This window comes from Flammeovirga sp. OC4 (assembly GCF_000812565.1).
In the GTDB taxonomy this organism is placed as follows: Bacteria; Bacteroidota; Bacteroidia; order Cytophagales; family Flammeovirgaceae; genus Flammeovirga.
On record NZ_JTAM01000048.1, the window covers coordinates 33,564 to 57,096 of the forward strand.

Here is a 23,533-nt window from a genome sequence, read left to right on the forward strand (position 1 = left end):
TGATTAATTAATTTCTGTTTCTACTTTATTGATCGCTGGATAACATTTAATATATCCTTGAGTTCTATAATCTGGAATACTATTCTGTGCTTTTACCACATTACCAAACACAATAAAAATAAACACTAAAGCGAACATAACAACAGCATATTTTTTTAATCTTGCATAAACTCTAACAATTGGATTCTGTTTCATTTTCTTTCTTGTTTTTTAATAGATTGATTAATGATTACATGACAAAAGTAGAGGTATTCTGCACCTTAAAATTGTATATAACAACATGCTTATTGTAAAAAATGACATCCCGTATAATAACCTGAAAATTTAGTAGATAGTAGTGGAACATACTTGGCATAAATAAATAAACATCAGATAAATACCTGATACTTATTCTATTATTGAATAATAATTCGCTTTTTTAACTACATCATATCACTTTATAGTTGAAATCTTCACTGACCATAACTTTTGCATAAATGCTGTATTGGTTAGCATCAGTCTTTGGTTCTTTTCTGTAATGATGGTTGTAAAAAATAATCCTATATCTGTAATTGCTCCTTGAATGCCATCACCTTCGTAGATATGAATTTGATCACCAATCTTTAAAGGGCTTGTTAAGAATATAATTACTCCTGCTGTAATGTTAGATAGGTGTGACCATTGAGCAAAAAATGCAACGCCTATAATTGTGAAGATAGAGGTCAAGTAAATACCTAAATCTTCCGAATTCACTTCCCATACTCCTAAAATCAGTAATATTGATATTACAATTATTGCTACGTTAATCACTTTAGAGATGACTACTTTTCTTCTTGTTTGAAAAGTAGAAGTAGTTACTGTTTTATTTAATAATCGTAGAAACGAAAATTTCAAGGTTAAGGCAACACCTATTATCAAGATTGTTGAAATGATATTACCTATATTAATAGTGATATTTGGAAATATATGTGTCATTATCTCATTGTTAGAAGGTGAAAATCATACCCATTGTATACGTTTTAATAGGCAGTAAACTTTTCTCTGAACTAAAAACGGAATAGGTTCTTATTCCGGCATAAATATCAAAATTTAAAGGAGTAATTTTTTGTTGAGTATATACTCCTATACTTTCAATTTTCTCATTTTCATAACCAATTGAAAACCCTTCGGAATAATCTACAACGAAAGAGGTAGAACCATATTCCCACCAATTTCTCTCTATTTCTAACCTAACAATATATCCGTTAGAATTATTCATATTATCCATTTTACTTGCTGTTGAGAATAAAGATGAAATACTCAACCCTGAAGCATGATGTTTTCCTGATAATCCCAATACCGTTCTACCTGAAAAAGTAGGTGAAGGCTGATGTTCATAAGATATATATGATCTAAAATCCCATTGTTCGTAGTTCTTGAAATAATTAATGGCTGCATCCCATTGAGCAGATGTACTTATACTTGCTTGTACTTCTAGACCATTTAAAAAGACAGGGCTTCTATAACGTACTCTATCTGTAATCAGCATTCTTTCTGGCGTATAAAAATAATCTCTAATTTGAGTATCACTCAGTTCTCCTGACTCTCGATCTCTAAAATATAACCCTTGTGAGGCTAGTCCTAAAATCAAGATATTACCATTTGCTATACCACTTAAATCACTATGGAGAAACATTGTAGAAGAAGTTAAACCTATTCCTACGTCTATATACCCCAACTTTTCATGCCCAAAGGTCAACTCACTTGCCAGCATTCTAATCACCGAACCAGGGTTAGCCTGCTCTTGCGTAACATGAGAGGGCCTTCTACTCTGCACAGCCACTTCTATATTAGCACCTACATAAAAAGGCAATGATTTTTCACTTTGAACAACTAGTTTTAACCGTGAGGGTGCTTGGTCTGAGTCCATCACATAAGGACCTTCCAAGGTACCACCTCCATCGTCCACCAACATTAATGATTTATGAATTCTACCTGAGAAATTATAAGTGAACTTTGGCTTCGGAATACTATCATTGATAGTGTTACCCTCTTTTTCTTCTAGTATTTCAGAGGCATATGATTGTGGATTTCCAAAAATAAAAGTGGATAGAATAGCAAGGAGAACTTGAGTGATTTGTTTCATTTTATTATTGGTTGAAGTGAAGTACTGAAGTATTTCTACCCCAGTACTTGCTAATGTTTATTGGAAAAGGTTATTTACTAACCACCTTATTGTATTTCAATATTGGAGACTTAGCATCAAACCAATCAAATTGTTCTAATAACCACTGTGCCTCTGTTTTATTAGTATTCACTGATACCTTACTATTTGATAATAACTTCTCTGCATTAATTTTTCCAGTGTAATAATTGGCAAATAATGCTCTTGGTACCTTAATCACTACATTTTTTTCTTTATAGTATGTAGCTGGACTTTCAACATATTCAGCCACTCCTTTTCTGATATGTAATCCAAATTGAGGACTATTTTCCACATCCGTAAATTCAAAAACTATTACTTCATTAGTATCCTCACTCTTTTCTGGGTCAATTCTTACTCTCATCAAATTCACATAAGTACCAGGTTCTGAATCCATCACTTCATCTACTTCCGGCAACATCATGTGAGGAATCATCACCTTATTTTCTAATGCTCTTGCCTGTCCCAAATACCAAGATCTTGAAATAGAAGATTCTGTTATTTGGCCCATTTTTCTCAACGCATCTGCTTTTTGCTGACGAACTTTTTGATCATTAGGGTATACTTTATATAAGTAATCTGATAACTGAGTAGCCCATGAATATTCTTTATTTTCCATGGCAGTAGCAATGTTTTGCATCATTTTAGTTTTTCCTCCAAAACCTGCAACCATTTTTTGAGCTTCTACACTTGGCTCAACTGTATTGATTTTAGTCGCATTACCATCGTACCATCCTAACGCATTATTGTAAATATTTTGAGGATAATGACTCATTTCGCCATACGTCAATTGGTTAGTTGGCCATTCTGCAAGGTGCTGAGGTAACTGTATACTATGACGCATTTCTTCTGGAGTGGCTCCTAATAATGTTTGTCTAAGTGTCTGGTCGTATAAGAAGGCTAAACCATCATGGTAATTTGTTACTGCTTCTACCACTTTATCTTTTCCTGAAATGGCAAAAGTATGTGTACTGATCAAGTATTTAGGATTCAAATCTCTAATCTTTCTAAGTCCCTCCATCCAAGGAAGTGGATTTCTATACATAGACCCTCTTAGAGTATATTGGTTTGAGTAAAATGGCCAGTATAAATTGTTTAAGATGACCTCTTTTTCAGGGAAATATACCATTAAACAATCATCCGTATCACTACCGTAATTTGTAAAGAATTGCATTTTTACACCGTCAATCGTTAATTCTTGACCATCTTCAACAGGTGTAGTTACTGGCATAAACCCTTTTTCATTTTTCCCAATTGGAGAAGAAAATAGTGGTGCATCATCTCCTTCATTTGGTGTATAAATATCGAATTGTTCATATGCTCTTGCTGTTAATACTGGAGCCAATTCTGGTATAGATGAACCAAGACCTTTACTTTCTTTTATGTTTTTATTCAGATTTGCATGTCCAATAATATTATAGGTCTGTTGATTTTCTAGTAAAGAAGTTGTTCCCCATACATAATGAGCGTGACTATAAATGACTGTCTTAACAGGTTTATCACTTACTTTTTTTATTTCATCTAAAAACTTTTTACCATCGATGATATCATTTCCTGTATCGTAAACTATCAAAGAATTTTCTCCTTCAATAACGCCACAATTCACGTGAGCAAAACCTTCAATACTCCAAATTCCATCTGCTAATTTTACCACATTGGGTTGATGGGGCATTGTTTTTACAATAGATTTAGGAGCTTCTTGATTGACAATTCCTCCATTGGGAAGAACAGTTGTTTCTATTTGACCTCCCATATATTTATCTTCTTGAGCTTGTAGTGTACCACACATAACTAAAGAAGTAACTGCTATTGATAATATCTTTTTCATTGTAATTATTAATTTGAAGTGATTGATTATTTAGAGAAAACGAAGTTGGCCATTAGCCTAAATTCTTGTGTTGGAGCCAAGTCTGGTCTGACTACATATTTGTAATATTGAGCACCGATAGCAACAGGTAAATTTCCCATGAATACTACTTTACTGAGTCCTCCTCCAACAGGTACTGTCCATTGTTGACCTTGTGCGTGATCCCAGTTTGCCATAATTGTGGGGAAAGTATTGATGATCCATCCTTTACCTAAACTGTAGGCAATAAGTGGTTGTAATACCATTTGGTTCACTCCTGTTCTTGAGTTGTCTCCAGCAAATGACCATGTTTGTCTGATTACACCATCAAAAGTCCATTTTCCAGTTTGATAAACAAGTACTGCAGATAAACCGCCACTCCATTGTCCTGTTCCAAAGGCATCACTTGTAGCTGTTGGTAGATTAATGGAAGGTCCTATACCCCAAGCTACTTTTTTGACTGTTTTAGGAGAAAACAAAAGAGAATAGTTGATATCTGTTAATCCCCATTGCCCATCAATTTTTCCTATCTCAGCACCCCCATCCATTCCTGGCGTATAATTGACGCCAATAACAGCTCTATGGATAAGGTTAAAGTTGTCATAACTTGTTGCATGAATTGGTTGGAATGATAAACCATAACTCACAGAATTATCGGCATTGTAACCGATGTTATTTTGGATAGGTAGTGCTGATAATTTTGATAATGGATTCTGTAATTTCTGTGCTATCTCATCCGCTCTGCTCTGACTATAAGCCAGTGAACTTGCTGAGAGTAGCAATAGTAGAATGAAGTATTTTAATGTTCTTTTCATGATTGAATGATTATGTTCTTTGATTAGATTACCTTACAAAAGTCTCATTCTATCAGCTCTTATGTAAGTTAAACACCGTATGTAACGGTAACATGAAAAATGTTACATGGGATGATTTTATATCGCAAGTGTTTAGCCGATAGGCGTCACTTGTGATGATAAATTGGCGAAGTCTCCTGACTTCGAAACAAATGAATGAAAGTATGAGATTGATATTCGAAGTCAGGAGACTTCGCCAATAGGTAGTTCCAAGTGACGCTAGCGCTTAACACTTGAAACATGGTTATAACACCATGCACAAAAAAGAAAAAACCACCCCATTTACGAAAAATAAAAGGTGGCCCTCATTGGTTTAGTTAAAAAACTAAGTTAGTTGACTATGAAAAAATTAATTGGTTTCTATTTCTTGAGTTGTCTAGTTTCCACAAAAAAATGATCTTACATTACGATTATCACCTACTCCATCATATTCAGCAGCAGTTGGGTAAGGACAAAGTAATCTCGAACCTGCAGGCTTCATATCTTCATCAATAAAATACACTGTAATTTGTTCGGGATCTTTTTCATTTGCCACCCAATTGTCTATTTCATCTACCCAGTTTACATACCATGGGCCATCACCACCAGCACAGTGTAATACACCCGGCATCATGAACAATTTCACATCATCTTCTGCTGTTTCATCAAAGTCAATTACATCTTCATAATAACCTATGGTACCTAACGAAGTAATCGCAGGATCAGACCATCCAGAGTACATCATTAACTTTCCTCCGTTGGCTCTAAATTTTGATAAATCAGGGCTTGAAGCATTCAATGTTTGACCTATGAATAAAGCATCATCTCTGAATGTATCATAATCATAATCTGAGTACGTCCATGCTGAATCTTGGTAGATAAAGAACTTCATGATATGTGTACCGAAGCCATATTGATAGTTTGGAGGTGTAGGAAATTTTTCTTCCGATGAATTATCAATTCCTTGATGAAACGTACTTCCATCATCTACATGATTCAATCCACCTGTAATCCATTTTGACCATCCATCTTGATGTGTCTCACCTCCGAAAGGAAAACCATAAAATATATCTCCATTTTTATCTTGCGGTCCTTCGTAAATCGCTTTTAAGGCATCAATTTGTTCTTGTGATAAACAGTCTTCTTTATTATCACCATCACACAACAATGTTTCTATATCAAAATGACAAGCTCTTGGATCATTTAAAATACCATCTTTGATACCGTCCAACTCATCACACATTTCTAAATAAGCGTCTTCTACTAATTTTAAATCTGATATACTTAACAATGGCTCGGCTAGGTTATTAGGATCTGGAAACATTTTACTCACATTATGTGTCATTCCCATGGCTAATCCAGAAGTCCATTCATAGGCAGGTGCTCCAGCTACAATTCCATCAAAATCATTTGGATACCTTTGTGCTTCCATCATCGCTTGACCACCTCCTCTAGAACAACCCACGAAATAGCTATATTCAATTTTATTGTTGTAAAAAGCTTCAATAATAGCCTTAGAAACTACTGTAGTTCTATGTACAGCCATGTGTCCAAAGTTGACAATAGCTTCCATATCACCTTCTGCCCATCGACCATCTATTGGGTTAGCACCTTCATGACCAGTATCTGTACCTACAGTTGCATAACCTTTTTCTAAAACATTATAACTTAATGCAAGGTTGATGACCGACCCTACAAAGCCCGCACCTCCACCGAAAACAAATTTTCCATTCCAATCCTCTGGAAGTAATAACTCAAACTTAATATTCTCCCCAATTATGCCTGCTACTTTATAATGGGGTGCCATAGCCTCTTCCTTTGATATAGAAGTGATATTTACATCTGCTATTTCAGGAATATTATCAGGGTTTCCACCTTTTTTATTTTTATCGTATTTAGTATTGTAAGTAAAACCAACGAGAGCGGATAATGAAAAGGCAAGTAGAATTACCTTTATCAGGTTCTGTTTTCTTTTGTTCATTTTGATTGATTTTTATTGATTTGAATATTGTGTCTTTTAATGAAATAGATTAACTCTTTTCGAAGCTCTCTTAAAGTGTATTGATACTCCTTTATTAAATCGCCTTTCGACTCTTTATCTAGCACCCTTATTTGATACTTGCATAAGAAGTAATCTTTAGAAATGTCCATTATCATTTCAATAGAATTAAAGAGATGATCTATAGTCTCTTTATGTAATGGAAAATCCTTTTTAAGCTCATCTTTTAAAAGACCTTCAAAAACTTCCTTCATTGTTTTTTGTTTTTTCTTGATGCAAATGTGGGTATGAAAAAGCTGTTATGTTAGTTATATACCGTATGTTACGGTTAAGTCTTTTTTCATTTTCCGTTTCGAAAAACATACTTGTGTATGATGTTATACTTCATCAAAAAAATAGATATTTGAAGAGACAAGAAGGGGAAATAGTTAGTAATTCAAGGGTTACTTTTTTTCCGCCCAAACAAAGGTCCTACCTTCAAAGGGTATATCACATGATTTATTTTGACGCGTATCAAATTGGTTTCATTAATATGCTGTCTTTCGTTTCTTTTATACCCTCTTTCATTGATATACTCTAATGTGACGAAAATATTCTTGTAGGCTCTCCTTGTTATCCCTACATACATTCGATTACTCGCTATTCTAAAGTCATTTTCATTGAGAGCTATAAAGGGTTCTATTCCAAAAGTCAAATAGCCAAAAGAAGAAGAGTACTTAATAGAAGGATTATATCTCAACCTCACTTTGGTTTGTGCATTATCTCCAAAAAATTGTTCTTCAAAACGGACTCTTTGAGAAAGGGTAAACGCATTAAATCTTGTTTTCATTACAAAATCTTGATAAGGGCGTAGTTCTTGACGAACTTGTGTTCCATCAACTAGCATTACCCCTGCCCTTACATACATATTTTCAGTAATATCATACCTTAATCCGCTTCTAATCTGTCCTCTATTCCCTTCTGAGAAATATTCCCGATATCCTATGTCTGAGTCAATACTAAACTTATAAGAGAGTTTATATTGATTAAAATAATGGAGCCATAGAATATCTTGAGTGAAAGAATTATGAGGTATTATTCCCAATATTAACAGGTATAAAATCTTCATATATCTTATCATATTTTTTCATTTTTAAATCCCTAATTATAAAAACTTGTTATAAGATTTCTCGTTATATTCAGTAGCACGAAATATTAGAAAAAATATAGAACTATATTAGTTATTAACTGTATGTTACAGTTAATAGTGAACTGTCTATCAAAGTCATAAAATCTACTAGAAATGATCGATACTCAATTGCAGGAACAACTTCAAAAAATCACTTCGAGTGATGAGTTTATCAACAAACCAAAAATGAGAAGACTCTTAGAATATATTGTGACTGAATATATTGAGGGAAGAGCGGATCAATTAAAAGGATATAATATTGGAATAGATGTTTTTGAACAAGGAGATAGTTTTGACCCAGATCAAAATGCTTTAGTGCGTATTAATGTTGGTCGATTAAGAAGATTATTGAAATTATATTATTTAGAAGATGGGAAAAATGATCTCCTAAAAATTGATATTCCAAAAGGGAAATACATACCGCTAGTTACGACTATTGAAAATAGCTTTGCTGAAGATAAAAATACACTAAATCCAACGATACAACATTCCCCATTAGAAGAAAAGGCATGTGCCACTATTCTACCTTTCAAAAACCTATCTAGTAATAAAGATTTAGAATACTTTTGCTTTGGGTTTTCTCAAGATTTATCCATTCAGTTATCAAAATATGATGATATAAAAATCATAGGTTCTACGCTTAGTTTTGATAATATCAATTATGACAATACGTTTATCGAAGGATTAAAAGCGCAGAACATCCGTTTTGTTATTCAAGGTGATATGAAAATAATGGGAGCGCAAGCGAAACTATCCATTCATATGACTGACCTTAGTGACAATTCACATACTTGGGGAGAGCATTATAAATTTAATCTACAAGAAGATGACCTTTTTGATATTCAAGAAAATATTACAGCCCAAATTGCCACTCATGTAGGGTCGGAAACAGGGCATATCAATGAAAAAAGATATAAAGAATTATTAGTCAGTAAGCCTACCACTTATAAAGAGGATCAAGCCTTGCTTATGTGGTATTTTTATCTGTCTCGCTTTACTAAAGATTCCCATCATCAGTTTTTATCCACACTAAAAGAATCTTTAAAAGAGGATCCTGATTCAGCTATTTTAAATGCATTACTCGGGAATTTGCATGGTGCTGTCTACATCAATGCAATGGGTACTGAACATGACAAAGAAGAGTGTGAAAGGTTAATCGAAAAAGCATATATCTTAAATCCTAAAAGTCAGATTGTACAGGTAATGATCGCTTACAAGACATTTGTTTTCGATGAAAAAGACCGCTTTTTTCACATTGTCAATAATAGCATAAAAACTGCATCAAACACTCCGCTTCGTTTAGGTATTTTTGCTAATTTCTTATGCTTATATGGAGAATGGAATAAAGGAATAGAATTGTTAGACAGGATTTACCAAAACAATATCGATTTCCCTGTCTGGCTTCGTGGTGTGAAATGTTTATCACATTATAGAAAACTTGATTATGAGAATGCGTTAGTGGAGGCCAATAGTTATCATGTTCCTTTAGTCATTTGGGGACCTCTTTTAAGAACTGCTTGTTACGCCCAGCTTGGTCAAATAGATGAAGCACAAAAGCATCTTCAAGAACTCTTAAAAATGAGACCTGATTTTACTCAAAATAGTAATCTATTAATACGACGATTTATAAAAGAAGAATCACTTGCAAAGCATTTAGAAGAAGGCTTAGAAAAGGCAGGTTTTACTATAGAAATTTAGAATAATAAAAAAGAGGCTGTTTCATTATTTAATTAATAAGACAGCCTCTTTTTACTTTTCATCTCTAAATAAGAGATTATAAAGAAGATCAAGTAGTTTCATCTATTCTACCTTCATTAATAAAGTCTTCAGCAAAACGAATATGATTTTCTTTACTACTTTTTATTCCATTTTCATAAGCATCATATACCGTCACATTGAATCCTTTTACAGCACATTGCCAGGCAATTTGAGAGCCTAAAGTTCCTCCTCCGGCAATCATTATGTTTTTAATATTCATATCTTTTATTTAGCTTAATGTTTATATGACAAAAGTAGGGGGAATGACTGCCTTAAAATTGTAAAAAATGATAGGTCTCTTGTATAAAATAACATTCTACTGTCTGACTAAAAAATAAGCTTAAAAAGAACAAATTTATACCCGATGAGGAATATAGAACTCAGCTTTATTGATTCAAAAAAGAAGATTTTAGAGGAAATAAGTAAATCATTTCCAAATGGGACTGTCACTGATAAAGGTTTCCATTCCAAAAGCAATAATGAAAATCTTAGTTATGAGATTATTCCATTTTTCGCGAACATACATTTTGTATTATTTGAAGGTATATTAGGTGTTGACACGAACATTACGGTTAAACCCAATGAAATGAAATCCATGGTTTTAAGATTCATATTAGAATCTGATATTACACATGGAGATTATGATACGGCCATTGGTGAAGGCCAAGAGAATGGAGCCACGCTCTTTAATACTTACACTGAACAAAAAATCTCTCTTAAAAAGAATACAAAAATCAAGTGGCTAGCGATTCATATACCTATTGATCAATGGATAGAATTTACGGAATCGAAATGGGAAATGTTAGAGGACGTTATTAAAAATGAATCTCCTTGGATGCTGTTTGAAAGTATGACTCCTGTCTTTTCAAAATTGATTAAAGACATCTTTTCTTATCAAAAACTGGATGTAGGTAAAAAAGGGCTTATCTCTGCAAAGTCAATTGAGCTTTGTACTTATTTCTTCTTACAGCTTTACAAAAGAAATGATGATAAAGAAAAATATGGTATTCCAGATGTTGAATTAAGTCAACTCTTTGCCATTCGTGATTTACTTTCTCAAAATTTAGATTCTCCTCCAGATATTGATTCTTTAAGTAAGGACTTTGCGATGTCACCTACAAAGTTGAGAGCTAACTTTAAGAAAGTATTTGGTATGCCTCCTTATCAGTTCTTACTTGCTGAACGCTTAAATGAAGCTTATCGTCTTTTGGAATCTTCTGACAGACCGCTAACTGATATCGCTTTCTCTTTAGGTTTTAACGATCAAAGTCATTTTACAAAGAGTTTTAAAAAGACATTTAACTGTTTGCCTAGTGCCATCAGAAGTTAATTTAAAGAAATAGCCCCTAAAGCAGACACTCTAGGGGCAAATATATATTCTCAATTAGTCGTTATCTTTTTGAAGAAGTACTTCTTTCAATGGCGTTCCTTCTGCTCCCGATGGTGGTAAAATATTCAAGTACTTCGAAAGCGTAATGGCTACATCAACGGTGGAAACCTCCGAATAAACTTTTCCCTTTTTCAGATTATTTCCTGCAAAGATAACGGGAACAAAAGTATCATAACGCCAAGGTGAACCATGATTTACCAATGCAACATCACCGTCTATTGTTAAACTCCAATTGGCTTCATTCACTAGGTAAATATCTCCTGACCTTTTAGGATTATAATTACTCAAAACTCTTTGGGTTAAAGGTGTATCAGCTATGTTTCCATTCTTAATATCAGTTGAAGTAATGGCATATGCGATCCCTTCAATATTTGTAAGTTCAGTTGCAATAACTTTCGAAACTTCATCAAGGTCCAACCCTTTTTCTTCTATCAGTTTTCTATCCAAATAAATATAAGGAACATGATTTTGTTTGATTAACTCCTTACCAATACCATACTTCTCTTTCAACTTTTTATCGACCATTGAAAAATCTAATGCACTCACATCTAGAACATCTACTTTAAATCCTTTTTGTTTTAAAGATTGAGCAGACTCTGGAGCGCCATGATCTGATGAAAGAACAATCAGTGTATTTTCCAATCCTACTTTTTGATCAATATAACTGAATAGGTCCGCTAAGCTTTGATCCAAACGAAGAAGGTTTTCTTCACTTTCTAAACTATTAGGCCCAAAAATATGTCCAATATAATCTGTAGAAGATAAGCTAATACTTAAATAATCTGTTACGTCATCTTGGCCTATATCTTCTTTTTCTATCAGCTCTTTTGCAAAATTGATGGTCAAATCATCTGCCGCCGGACTTGCCATTAACAAAGTGTAATAATACTTTCCTTCACCATAAGGATGTGGAAATGTTTTACCAAACCCTAAATCAGAAGGATTCTCAAAAGGACGGTCATCTTCTTTTCCAAAGCGATAATTATCAATTTTGTCTGTCAATTTCCAATAAGTATTTTTATACTCATCGGCCTGTTTTTTTGCATTCCAATCTTTTACCCATTGCGGAAACTCTTCGTAATAAAAAGTACTTGACGCAAACGATCCATCTTTAGTGCTGTACCAAAATGCTTTACCGCTGTGCCCTGCCATAGAAACAGCTCCTCTATCTTTTCCTGAGACTGCAAATATTTTAGAAGAAGTACCAAAAGCACTTGCTATTTCATCACTAAAAGTGGTCGTTAAAATATTGTGAGGTGATCTTCCTTCTGATTTCGATACTTGAGAATGATCTACTTCCGAGTCAGCATCTCTTGAACTTCCTCCTCCTGTTGAAGTATAATTCTCGTCTTCAATATTGTATACCAATCGGTCTTCTTGATAATCAAACCATGAATTCCCGATCATTCCATGTACTCCCGGAGTAGCTCCAGTTGCTAAAGTTACATGCCCTACAATTGTTTCAGTAATGGCATGAGGATGATGAGCATTCGCATACCAAACACCATTATCAAACAGATATTGAAAGCCTCCTTCCGTCCATCTATCTTGAACTCTGAAAGGCATATCACCTCGAAGTTGATCTACTGTAATTTGAAGAATAAGTTTTGGTTTATTTTGTCCAAATGCAACAGAAAAACAAGTTGTCATTGTAATGCTTAACAGTGTAATTATTTTTTTCATTTTAGATTGATTAGTTGATTTTGAAGAATATTTTTGCTTGATAAATGATGTCATTAGTGGTAAAATCTTCTACCATCGTATCTCTAGAATAATGATACCCTACTCTTACTTCTGCTTTCCATTTTTGGGAAAACACTGAACCAATACCAACATTTGTTCTTACTACATCATTGAATTGTTTCACACCTACAAGGTTCCAAAAGAACTCAGCTGAAACTGGAAAATAAATGCCTTTTGCTTCCTCTATCAAATCTCCTTGAAGTTTAAAGGTGAACTCCAATAAATAGCGAAAACGAAGACCGAAATTATTATCCCAATCATGGGTATCTAATTCAAAACGCTCTTCAAATTTCAGAGCATGTCTTACTGTTAGCCTTTTTCTATTGGGCCAATCTAAAGAATAACCTTGGTATGGACGTAGTTCTAAACGATTAGAAGCAGCTTTATTATCGGTAAAATAAATGGCCATTCCACCAAATAAAGACTCCTTATACTGCAATTTTTTGAACATTATTTTTGGTAAGGTGATATTGAAACTTGGATTCACATAGTATCTGTTCCATGCATTTGGAGAAACCGTTCTTATACCAAAATCACCAGCGATAGATGTATTTTCATTCATCCGATAAGTCATTTTATAGCTTGTCCAGATCTGCTGCGTTAAGTTATCCATATCCTGTTCCCCTTGTGCATTTGCATGGTGTATAGATAAACTAAATAGGATCAGTAGTACGAGTTTTACAATTTTACCTTTCATCACATTTAGCTTAATTTGTTATGAACATCATCACTAAACATGAGTAAAGAAATAGATAGAAGTGCAGTTGAATTTTTCATTTTTTGTAGAGATTTTAAGTATTGATTACACTACAAAAGTGAGATTTTAAGGTCTCAGAAAATTGTAAATAACAACGCATCAATGGTAAAAAGTAACACAACTCATTTATTATAAAAAAATAGCCCCTGAAGAATACACTTCAGAGGCTTAACATTAATCAAAACTATATAAAAACTAATCTACTAGTTGAAGTTCACTTGGTCTCCATGTTTTTTCGATGAAAGTCTTCTCTGGGCCAAATAATCTAAGGTAAACAAAGAATCCTTTGTTACTATCCGTCTTCACCCAATTACTTTCCATACCTTCAGGTGCATTAGGTCCCATATAAAGATCAATGCTACCATCTTCATTTTTCTTGATGTCTCCATAAGAATCCACTCCTGCTTTTCCTGTGTCAGTGACTACCATAGAACGCGTATCTGCATCATAGACCATCAACGACCAGAAATTTCTAACCGGCACATTTGCAGGTAAATTCAGCTTATACGTTTTCGCTCCATTTAACCACTCACCGTTACTATCTTTGTAGGCAGCGACATACTGAGAACCGACACCTTCCATTTTAATTACCATAGCATTGGCTGTAAAGCAAGCCTGATGCGTATAGGTTAATCTTGCCTCAAGGTCAAGGTAATCTGCTGTATAGAAGTTTGGCTGTTCCGTTAAGAAAATCCATTCCCACTGACTATTTTCATACGGATTTTTAATCTCATTTCTCGATGAGTAGGCAATGGTTCTTGACATTGCATTTCCAGTTTTAGCCGCTTTTTTGAAAATCTCTTTTTCTCTTTCAGAAGGATTAAAAGACTTGCCACTTTCAATACCTAAAGGTTGCAACATCCCTAAGTAATTCATGTCAATATCTCTGATATTCTCCTTTTCTACAATCTTTGATAACTGCTCGAAGAAACGCTCATCTGTAGGGAAAGTTAGATCCGCATCTATATCAGAAACCAAATTGTAAGTCATCTTAGGTTGGTTGTCTTTTTGATCTAAAGGATAGGTCTTAATTTGTTTTAAAGAGGCCACTGGAGATGATCCATCTTCCCCTTTGAATCCTCTTACTAACCAAAGATTTAAATTGGTAGAAGATTGGAAAGTATGATATCCTTCTGGTAATTCTCCGTCATAATGAGGTGGAACAATTAAGTATTTCCCTCCTTGACCTCTATCAGGGCCAGCCAAGCCAAGATCAGTTACCGGTGCATACCACAAATCATTCACCATTCCTAAAAGATTTTCCGGAAACTCTAACACCATTGGCCCTGTCTCTGACAAATCAAAATACCCAACAGAGTAAATTGATTGTGAGTTACCAGTCAAAACCACCGTTTTTGGTGAAGCTGATTTTTCCCAAATATTCACTGAAAACATATCCGCATTATAGTCTCTTTTAAGTCCTTCGACGAATGAATAAGTAGCGACAGCTGGAGTTGCCCATAAGTAAGACTGCACTGCTCTTTGGTAATCTAATTCATCATATATTTGAGGTATTTCTGACAATGCAGGATATCCATTTGTAAAAGTATATTCTTGTTCTTGTTTATCTATCATTTTATTTTCTGTACAAGAACCTAACATTAAAACTGCAGCAATTGATATTAAAGTCTTTTTCATTTTCTTTTATTTTTCAGATTGATTTTTATTCCTATTAATTAAGTACCTATTCAAAATTATCTATAGCTTAAATGCATTTGAATTAAACTCAGGTTTCGTTAAAATTTTTCGTCTTAGCTATGGCTAGGACTGTAAATTTTGCCTTACCTGAGATCAATTCATTCTACATTTATAAACTATATTTAATTATGATCAGCTACTTATTATAATTTTTCAAAGTTACCTAACGTCCATCTATCTGACTCTTGAGAGAACAATTCAGGCATTGGTGCATACCATCTGAAAAGAGCAAACCATGAGCCTTCTCCTACTGTTGGTATGTGATTAGACATTGGTGCTCCTTCTGGACAATTTTGACCAAAAGTAAGTGTCACCGATCCATCTTCATTCATCAATAAATCTTCGTTTTTAGAAGAGATAGCTACTTTCTCTACTTCATCAAAGAATGTTCCTCCTGTTTCAAACTCATAGATATTTACAGACCAGAACTGAGCTGCTGGTACATTTGCAGGAATCGTTAATTGGTAATCGCTTTGACTCGAAAGAACAGTACCTTCATTATCTTTCTGACCGATCAAATAGAACGTTTCTTTTCCTAAATGCTTCGGTCCCCAAATCGCCCAGTGAAACGTCTGTGCTCTTTTCTCCCAATGGTAATGATTACTTTCATCTACATAAGTAAATTGGGTTGCTGCTTCCACAGGGTCTACAGGAGTTGTCCAATTTGAGTTAGGGAAAAATTGATTTCCTACATTTCTAAAACCTGCTTGTAATTCATTTTTTACTTTAGAAGCAATTCTTACATGTGAAACATCTGCTGTAAACGTATTTCCTTTTTCAATACCTAAAAGCTTCATTTCCTCAATAAAAGTTGAATCCACTTCCTTATGATTTTCAGTTTGGATATAAAGATCTACTAACCTGAAAAAGTTTTCATCATAAGGAGGTTTAGGATTATAAGGCTTGTTTTCTCCATCAACAAACACTGTCTCCTGATCGCTTCCTAAAGGATACAATTTCATCTTATGGATATAGTTAACAGCATCCTCCACATCTTTTTCTTCAAAAGATTTAGGCGTAATTCTTAACCCTGCCACCGTATTGTAATGCTGACTTGGGATATGGATATATTCTGAAGGAATTTCTTTATCGTAATTAGGAGGCGTAATCAATAATTTTGCTCCTAAACCTTTGTCTACTCCATTGGCTCCCCCAACATCTTCTAATGGAACCATAAACGGATCAAGGATAGAACCAAATAAGCCAATATTTTCATCTGCTTTTGGAATTTCCAAGACCATTGGTCCATCAAATGTTTCTATAGAAGTAGAAGTATATAAGACCACATCATTTGGAGTAAGTATTTTATTGTTGTGATCTAAAGGTTGAGACCAATATAAAATTTGATTGGGTAAGGCACCCATGTCTCTTTCGTTAGCTTCTTTTTGTGCAAAGAACGAAACAACCGGCATGGCCCATTTTCCTAATTTGACAGCAGTAGCTTCATTTTCAACGGATATACCGTTTTCTATTTTATTGTCTTTTTGTTTATAAGAACTAAATACAATAAGAAGTGAACTTAAGATCACTGTAAAGCCTAGAATTTTGAAAGAAGTAGATTTTTTCATTTTTGTCATTGTTTAATTAATTATTACACTGCAAAATTGAGGAATCTACTCCTTCTAAAATTGTACATTACAACATGCTCATTGTAAATTTTGACACAATAAAAAAAATCCCACTTCAACTGGTATAAAGTGGGAAATACATGGAATGAGATTTATCAATTAAATTTTAAATCACAACAAATAGAAAATACAGTAGATCATCCCCAAATTAAATCCGGAGTGACAAAGCACTGCTCCCCATATCGATTGGGTTTTATTTTTCATTTGAAAAAATAAGAGACTCACCAAAAACATACTGATTACCCACAACAGCGTAGGGAACGGTAAGAATATCCATTCTGAATTGTAATAGACATATCCAAAGTGTGAAATATGCGTCAAGGCAAAAGCTGAACTATCAATATATGAAGCTCTTTTGTCATCTAATGATTGAGCAAAGGCATAATGCACGATTCCTCTAAAGAAAAATTCTTCTCCAATCGGGCTAAAAATCATTCCTGTAATCGCCATTATTGTAAATAAAATAAGCTTATCATCACCCGAAATTCCCACTGGAATATTATATGACTTCCCGATGTACACATACCAATTTTCAATACTTCCTCCATACAACATTACTCCTAAACCATACAATATCAAACTTGCTCCAATTCCTAAAATCAAAGCCAGAAAAAGCATCCCAAACTTATTGGTCTTTATGATACCTATCGCTTTCAAACCTTGTTTCGTTAGAATCATAAAAGGAAGAATAGCGGAGAAAAACATAATTCCTCCAATGGCACTGTAGTTGGCGGTTTCATTGGCATTGAGCACCAAAATAAACCGAGATACACAGATAAATAATACCAAAGTCAATCCCGTCGCCCAGTTTAATTTGACGTTTGGGTTTCTTGTTAGTTTTGGTGTTGTGTTCATTACTTAAATATTATAATTGTATATGAATATGATCATCGTGCCTCACTGCTCTACAACCATGAAAACGTACTTTCGGATGATTCAACTTCAAACGTTGTTTTAAATGAGGCTCTATAAACAATTTACCTAAATTAGGCTGAGCTAATAGAATATTGATTAGTTTTTTATTCCCACTATTCGAAAATTCCAGTTCCTTATTGATCCTTCCAAAGGTGAGATATTGTGGAAAGTCATATTGAAAATTACCCGCTTCTAAACATTTTGCAGGTTGATCCCATTCCTCTTTTTTGACCTCTTCGTATACACCATAACCACTGATTGATTTTTGTAAATCAGTAATCTTTTTTTCTTGGTTTTCATAGACTAATGAAAGATCTAACTTTCTTCCGTCATTGTGACTTAAATGAGGTAATAATGGAAATCCGTTGACAAAAGGAAAACAAGCATCTAGGTACTTTATTTTAATCCTTGTTCCTTTTAACTGTTTACCAGCCTTTAGTAAAAGGTTATTCATTTCGGGTACTACATAATTCCTGTTCAACAGTACCGTCATATAGTTTGTAGGAGAAATATTTTCAGTAGTAACCACCGGTTCTCTACCCTTCCACCTTGCTATTGGCGGTACTACTACATAAATAAAAAATAAGTAGAGCATACTGAATACACCTACCTTCAAAAGTATATTTTTCGTTTTAAAAAAATAGATCACTACTAAAAAGAGCAGATAAACGATTCCTCCTATTTGTGTAATAGCTGTAAGGAAAATAATGAGGAAGAAATGAAGGAATATTTTAAGAGTTTGTTTCATTGTTTATTGTGCTAATTTCTGGAGAAGAATAAATCACTAAAATTTCATTTACTATAAACATATTCTTCAATAGTTTTATATAAATGAGAAGAAATCAGATCTCTCTTACAAATTTTCAATACTTCGTTTAATTCTTTGATTGATTTCACTTTATCAGTCTCATCTGAATAATAAATATACAAATTATCCCAAAGGGCCTGTTTTTCACCTAGAAGAGAGAAATCTTCTTTTACATCACTTATATTCTGAATCGGGTCTATAAAATGCTTTTTCAAGTATGCTTTAGAATATATTTCTTTTAGTGTTTGACCAGCTATAATATTATTGGTACCTGCTTCCTCAAACATAAGATCAAAATATTGGTATTGTAGTAATTCATTTACTTTTTCATAGTCTTTTAAACCATAATAAATTTCAATTTTATCATTTCTAAAAGAAACTTCATCACCGAGACAATCTAGCGTTAAAGTTGGATATAAATCGGCAGAATCTAAACAACTTAAAGCTTCTTCGAACTGCTTATTTTCAATACATATGCTACTTAAAGTATAATATGATTTGTGTTTGACTTTCGGTAAATTATACTCAAAGGAATAACGAAGAGAACTATTCTGCCAATACACTAAAATTGGATAAGTATCAGTTACTTTATAGGTAAAATCTGTTGTTCTAGTGATGACTTTATTTAGGTATTTTACTGCTTTTTCAGGTTCTTGATTCCATTTGGAATAGACACCTAATTTATACAATACATAAGGTGTATAACAAGAACCTTTATTATTCTTTAAAAATGCTTGATAGGCCTTAATTTTTCTATTGATCAAAACTTTATTTTGTTGATCTGATATCGGTATTCTATAGTATTCATAAAATAATTCATCAATCGCTCTTATTTTTTCGAGGTCCAATGAATCTAATTTTATAACCTGAGAATATGAGGTGTTACTCATTAATAGAAGTATTGTAATGACAGTTTGTAAGAAGAATAATTTCATAGTTTGCTACTTTAATTCTCAATTACCTGTTTTAATCTTCAATCACTTCTTTTCTATGATTATCTCCCCACTCTACCATTGCTTCTAACAAGGGTTTTAAGTTGTAGCCCGATGACGTTAACTCATACTCTATTCTTACGGGACGGGTATCATAAATATTTCTCTTCAGGATATTATTTAATTCCAATTCTTTCAGCTCCTTTGATAGCATTCTAGGCGTTATTTTTTGTATGATGCCTTCCAGATCTTTGAACCTTTTAGGGCCAAATAGTAGTGCTCCAATAATAGGAACTTTCCACTTTCCTTGTAAAATATTAAGGCAGTCATTAATAGCTAAAATGGTAGAGACAGGGCAATCAGGGATGTTAGAAGGTTTCATAATTTACTGTTTACTATACTTTTGTATAGTACTATTTATTAAATACTTACTATACATAATATAGTAAATGTAATACTTTTGAAGAAACTAATACATACAATTATGATTCAAAAGATCGCATTTATTGGGATAACTGGAAATTTGGCTCCTTTCACTTATAATGAGCTCCTTAAAAAAGGAATTTATATCAAAGCTCTTGTCAGAAATCCTGATAAAGTCAAAAACAATTCTGAATTTCCAAAAGAAATAGAGGTATTAAAGGGTGATTTACAAAACCTTGAAAGTCTACGAAATTTATTCAGTGACGTTGATGCTATTTACTTAAATCTATCAACAACTGATGCTAATGCTACTTTCCAACCTGAAGTACATGGTATTCAAAACGTAATTAAAATTGCCAAGGAAAAGGCTATTAAACGTATTTTCCATGTCTCAGCAATTACTGTTGTTTATCCTGAATTTGCACAAGGTGGTGATTTGTTTATCAATTCATTCAGAAAAAAAGGATATCAATTACTGAAGGAATCTAATATTCCTGTTACTTTTTTTCACTGTTCTTGGATAATGGATGTAATGGAATACGCTATGCACAAAGACAATAAATTACAAGGGTTCAAATCACTGCATCATCCGTTCTTTTGGCTGGCTGGAAAAGATTTAGGAAAAATGATTTCTAATGCTGTAATGAATTCCGACCATGAGCTCACAAAAGATTATATTATGCAAGGAAAAAATGCCATCACCTTTAAGGAGGCTCTTGAAAGATATGCTCAAACTTTCACTCCTCAGCTTAAAGTTGAACTAGCACCAATTTGGCTTTTGAAAGGAATTGGTATGTTTAATAGAGAGGCTAAAAAAGCTGGTCAAATTGCTCACTTTTTTTCTAATTATAAAGAAGAGTTTAAGGCTGGAGCTACTTGGTTAGAACTAGGAGAGCCTCAACTTACAATCGAAAATTTTAGATAAAAAATTGGGTTCAAGTTGATAAGCTTGAGCCCTTCGTTACCCTAACTTTATTTTAATTGGCAAAATCATCTTCACATACACTTTTTCACCTTTCATAACTCCCGGTTTCCATCTCTCCAAATATTCTAAAGGGAGCGTTGTTCCATCACTTGAACATTGATAAACTATTTCACCTTTGGGATCAATGATAAATAGGATATAAACTTTTAAGTACCCCATTTTTTTATATTTATCACTAATTTTCATGTACTTACCTATTGTCTTAAAAAAGACTCCCATCCCTCCTGGGTATTCTGCTGGCTCATCTACTATTTCATATACTTCTTCTCCATTGAAGGAATCAATCGAACAAGAATCAAGAAATGATGTATGTGATTGAGCATAATTACTGTAAGAAGTAAATAAAAAGATCGATACAAAAATAAATCTTATCATAAGTTTGCTATTGAGACTTTAAGATAGGAAAGTCTTTAATGTAGAGCAATGTTGTTTACCAAAATAAATGTAAGACAAAAAAGCCTAGTCCGTTTTTACACGAACTAGGCGGATATATAATCACGACTTACTCTATCCATCTATAGCCCCATTTGCTGTTTCATTATTGCCATATATGCATCATCATCTAATTGTTTTCGTGTGGTAATAATTTCTTCAGCATCTGGACCGGCGATGTATCTTAACTGCTTTTTTCCATCTGTAGCTGCTTCAAATATTTTTTCTGCGACGATAATAGGTTCAGATCTACTGCTTCCTATATACTTCATCCCTGATAATACCCTTTGAACAAATTCTCCGTATTCTTGAAGTGACAGATCAAAATAGAGGTTTCTCATTACTGTTTTTTCAAAATTAGTATTGATCATTCCTGGTTCAATCATTTTCAGCTTTATTCCCAAAGCCTCCAATTCAAAAGATAATGCTTCTGACATTCCTTCTACGGCGAATTTGGAACCATGGTATAATGTACCTAACGGAAATGTTATTTTTCCTCCCATTGAAGATATATTGATGATTGTTCCCTCGCCTTCCTTTCTCATATGAGGAATAACATGCTTTGAAACTAATAACGTTCCTAATACATTTACATCAAATTGCATTTTGATAGCCTTTTCAGGGGTTGACTCCAAAAGCCCATAAGCGCCATATCCGGCATTATTGACCAATACATCAATTTTTCCGAACCAATCAATGGCTGTAGTTACAGCTTCCTTAATGCTTTCCTCCTTCGTAACATCCAAGGTCACAACAAGTACATTTTCTAATGCATTTAACTCTTCATCTTTTTCAAGGTTTGATCGAACTGTTGCTACCACATTCCACCCTTTCTGATGAAAATATTTGGTTGTCATACGGCCAATTCCGGTACTACAACCCGTGATTAATATTGTTTTTCCCATCAAAACTATGGTTAATCTGAATTAAAAAATTCCACATCAAGTACATTGTAAACTAAGTTTTCATCAACTACCAAATTACATTTTTATAAGCCTTGAATTCTCACTTTACTTGAACTCTTTGATGCGAGGAACAAGGCCCAAACTTCATTTTCATGAAAGTGAAAGGCCTTTTATTGATTGATTTAAGGGGACACCCTTCCTTATTCTTTTGAGTAGGTGTCAAGCTTTTTGATTAATTCATTGCTCTATATTCATTGGGGCTATAGCCTGTTTTCTTTTTGAACATCCTCGTAAAACTCTGAGGATATTCAAAACCTAAACTGAAAGCTATTTCACCAACAGATTGACTTGAACTTAATAGTATATTTTTAGCCTTCCTTACGACATAGGCATCAATATGTTCCTTAATACCATTGCCTGTTTCTTTTTTTAATAAATCACTTAAATAGTTAGGTGACATATTCAGTTCTTTTCCAAAGTAGTTGGAAGTAGGAAGACCACTTTTAATGATTTGTTCAGATTTGAAATACGACTTTAACTTTGATTCAAACTCTGACACCAAATCGTTATTCATATTTGACCTAGTATAAAATTGCCTGTCATAAAATCGCATACAATAATTAAGAAGTAATTCTAAATTAGAGATAATAAGATTTTGACTATGCTTATCAATGTTCTGAGAATATTCTAATTGTATTTGCTTGGTGATATGAAATATAAACTCCTCTTCTTTTTGTGATAAGTGAAGTGCTTCAGTCACTTCATAGTTAAAATAAGTATAACTATCCATTTGATCCGATAAATTGGATTTCAGGAGTAAGTCAGGATGGAATACAAGTGTCCAACCATCGTGTCCATTCAAATCCTCTTTTTCGGGTGATGTGAATACTTGGTTAGGGCTAGAAAAAATCAATGTCCCTTCCTGAAAATCATATGAATTACGACCATAACCTAAAGATCCACTTACCTTATCCTTGTACATAATAGTATACATGGACGAAGAGAAACGTATACCAAACAATGACTCATCCAAATCATCCCTATGCAATACCTTTTCATGGATAAAACTAATCAAAGGATGTTCAGGAGCTGGTAATCCTAATATTTCATGAAACTGAGAAATACTTTTAATTTTTAGAATATCAGACATAT

23 protein-coding genes are annotated in these 23,533 nt (G+C 33.6%); 3 read left to right on the plus strand and 20 right to left on the minus strand.

Going from position 1 to position 23,533, the window contains the following annotated elements; genetic code table 11:
- Nucleotides 1-3 precede the first annotated feature (3 nt).
- From PL77_RS20340 to PL77_RS20375, 8 genes are all read right to left on the minus strand, one after another.
- A complete protein-coding gene (locus tag PL77_RS20340) occupies nucleotides 4-195 on the minus strand; it encodes a hypothetical protein (RefSeq protein WP_044209566.1) in 192 nt (63 codons plus the stop codon).
- 237 nt (nucleotides 196-432) lie between these two features.
- Complete coding sequence (locus PL77_RS20345) at nucleotides 433-954, minus strand: mechanosensitive ion channel family protein (RefSeq protein WP_052444595.1); 522 nt, start codon at nucleotides 952-954, stop codon at nucleotides 433-435.
- 10 nt (nucleotides 955-964) lie between these two features.
- Entirely contained in the window at nucleotides 965-2,104 is a 1,140-nt protein-coding gene (locus PL77_RS20350) for a hypothetical protein (RefSeq protein ID WP_044209568.1), read from the minus strand.
- 70 nt (nucleotides 2,105-2,174) lie between these two features.
- On the minus strand, nucleotides 2,175-3,989 hold the full coding sequence (locus PL77_RS20355; protein ID WP_044209570.1) for an alkyl sulfatase dimerization domain-containing protein: 1,815 nt from the start codon (nucleotides 3,987-3,989) through the stop codon (nucleotides 2,175-2,177).
- A gap of 26 nt (nucleotides 3,990-4,015) precedes the next feature.
- The gene (locus PL77_RS20360; RefSeq protein ID WP_044209574.1) at nucleotides 4,016-4,822 is read right to left on the minus strand and encodes a hypothetical protein; all 807 of its coding nucleotides are present in this window, start codon (nucleotides 4,820-4,822) and stop codon (nucleotides 4,016-4,018) included.
- A gap of 415 nt (nucleotides 4,823-5,237) precedes the next feature.
- Nucleotides 5,238-6,821, minus strand: coding sequence for a tannase/feruloyl esterase family alpha/beta hydrolase (locus PL77_RS20365; protein ID WP_044209575.1), 1,584 nt, complete (start codon nucleotides 6,819-6,821; stop codon nucleotides 5,238-5,240).
- Entirely contained in the window at nucleotides 6,818-7,093 is a 276-nt protein-coding gene (locus tag PL77_RS20370; protein WP_044209576.1) for a hypothetical protein, read from the minus strand. Before PL77_RS20370 ends, PL77_RS20365 begins: the two co-directional genes overlap by 4 nt.
- 182 nt (nucleotides 7,094-7,275) lie before the next feature.
- On the minus strand, nucleotides 7,276-7,947 hold the full coding sequence (locus tag PL77_RS20375; RefSeq protein WP_172665912.1) for a DUF2490 domain-containing protein: 672 nt from the start codon (nucleotides 7,945-7,947) through the stop codon (nucleotides 7,276-7,278).
- A gap of 174 nt (nucleotides 7,948-8,121) precedes the next feature.
- Here PL77_RS20375 and PL77_RS20380 point away from each other — a divergent pair, with 174 nt between their 5' ends.
- Nucleotides 8,122-9,705, plus strand: a complete 1,584-nt coding sequence (locus PL77_RS20380; protein ID WP_044209580.1) for a hypothetical protein — start codon at nucleotides 8,122-8,124, stop codon at nucleotides 9,703-9,705.
- 88 nt (nucleotides 9,706-9,793) lie between these two features.
- Here PL77_RS20380 and PL77_RS20385 read toward each other — a convergent pair whose 3' ends face one another.
- Nucleotides 9,794-9,985: a 3-hydroxyacyl-CoA dehydrogenase NAD-binding domain-containing protein gene (locus PL77_RS20385; protein ID WP_044209581.1), complete on the minus strand. Its 192-nt coding sequence runs from the start codon at nucleotides 9,983-9,985 to the stop codon at nucleotides 9,794-9,796.
- Between the two features lie 144 nt (nucleotides 9,986-10,129).
- On the opposite strand from PL77_RS20385, the gene PL77_RS20390 reads away from it, so the two are divergent.
- A complete protein-coding gene (locus PL77_RS20390) occupies nucleotides 10,130-11,095 on the plus strand; it encodes a helix-turn-helix transcriptional regulator (protein ID WP_044209583.1) in 966 nt (321 codons plus the stop codon).
- A 54-nt stretch (nucleotides 11,096-11,149) separates the two neighbouring features.
- On the opposite strand, the gene PL77_RS20395 is transcribed toward PL77_RS20390, so the two are convergent.
- The 8 genes from PL77_RS20395 to PL77_RS20430 all read right to left on the minus strand — a co-directional run bounded on the left by PL77_RS20395 (nucleotide 11,150) and on the right by PL77_RS20430 (nucleotide 20,018).
- Nucleotides 11,150-12,838, minus strand: coding sequence for an alkaline phosphatase family protein (locus PL77_RS20395; RefSeq protein ID WP_044209665.1), 1,689 nt, complete (start codon nucleotides 12,836-12,838; stop codon nucleotides 11,150-11,152).
- Between the two features lie 10 nt (nucleotides 12,839-12,848).
- Nucleotides 12,849-13,595, minus strand: coding sequence for a DUF2490 domain-containing protein (locus PL77_RS20400; protein WP_044209585.1), 747 nt, complete (start codon nucleotides 13,593-13,595; stop codon nucleotides 12,849-12,851).
- A 255-nt stretch (nucleotides 13,596-13,850) separates the two neighbouring features.
- The gene (locus tag PL77_RS20405; protein WP_082026653.1) at nucleotides 13,851-15,293 is read right to left on the minus strand and encodes a DUF1254 domain-containing protein; all 1,443 of its coding nucleotides are present in this window, start codon (nucleotides 15,291-15,293) and stop codon (nucleotides 13,851-13,853) included.
- A 203-nt stretch (nucleotides 15,294-15,496) separates the two neighbouring features.
- A complete protein-coding gene (locus PL77_RS20410) occupies nucleotides 15,497-16,921 on the minus strand; it encodes a DUF1214 domain-containing protein (protein WP_172665913.1) in 1,425 nt (474 codons plus the stop codon).
- 171 nt (nucleotides 16,922-17,092) lie between these two features.
- Nucleotides 17,093-17,836 (minus strand): CPBP family intramembrane glutamic endopeptidase, encoded by a 744-nt coding sequence (locus PL77_RS20415; RefSeq protein WP_044209590.1) that lies wholly within the window; start codon nucleotides 17,834-17,836, stop codon nucleotides 17,093-17,095.
- Nucleotides 17,837-17,846: 10 nt separating this feature from the next.
- Complete coding sequence (locus tag PL77_RS20420; protein WP_044209591.1) at nucleotides 17,847-18,644, minus strand: hypothetical protein; 798 nt, start codon at nucleotides 18,642-18,644, stop codon at nucleotides 17,847-17,849.
- A 44-nt stretch (nucleotides 18,645-18,688) separates the two neighbouring features.
- Nucleotides 18,689-19,639, minus strand: coding sequence for a hypothetical protein (locus tag PL77_RS20425; RefSeq protein WP_156152457.1), 951 nt, complete (start codon nucleotides 19,637-19,639; stop codon nucleotides 18,689-18,691).
- A 31-nt stretch (nucleotides 19,640-19,670) separates the two neighbouring features.
- On the minus strand, nucleotides 19,671-20,018 hold the full coding sequence (locus tag PL77_RS20430; RefSeq protein WP_044209596.1) for a helix-turn-helix domain-containing protein: 348 nt from the start codon (nucleotides 20,016-20,018) through the stop codon (nucleotides 19,671-19,673).
- Nucleotides 20,019-20,120: 102 nt separating this feature from the next.
- On the opposite strand from PL77_RS20430, the gene PL77_RS30900 reads away from it, so the two are divergent.
- Nucleotides 20,121-20,984: an SDR family oxidoreductase gene (locus PL77_RS30900; RefSeq protein ID WP_052444597.1), complete on the plus strand. Its 864-nt coding sequence runs from the start codon at nucleotides 20,121-20,123 to the stop codon at nucleotides 20,982-20,984.
- Nucleotides 20,985-21,020: 36 nt separating this feature from the next.
- Here PL77_RS30900 and PL77_RS20440 read toward each other — a convergent pair whose 3' ends face one another.
- The 3 genes from PL77_RS20440 to PL77_RS20450 form a co-directional block, all read right to left on the minus strand.
- Nucleotides 21,021-21,419 (minus strand): hypothetical protein, encoded by a 399-nt coding sequence (locus PL77_RS20440; RefSeq protein ID WP_044209599.1) that lies wholly within the window; start codon nucleotides 21,417-21,419, stop codon nucleotides 21,021-21,023.
- Between the two features lie 140 nt (nucleotides 21,420-21,559).
- Nucleotides 21,560-22,381, minus strand: coding sequence for an SDR family oxidoreductase (locus PL77_RS20445; RefSeq protein WP_044209601.1), 822 nt, complete (start codon nucleotides 22,379-22,381; stop codon nucleotides 21,560-21,562).
- A gap of 232 nt (nucleotides 22,382-22,613) precedes the next feature.
- A complete protein-coding gene (locus tag PL77_RS20450; RefSeq protein WP_044209602.1) occupies nucleotides 22,614-23,531 on the minus strand; it encodes an AraC family transcriptional regulator in 918 nt (305 codons plus the stop codon).
- Nucleotides 23,532-23,533: the final 2 nt, after the last annotated feature.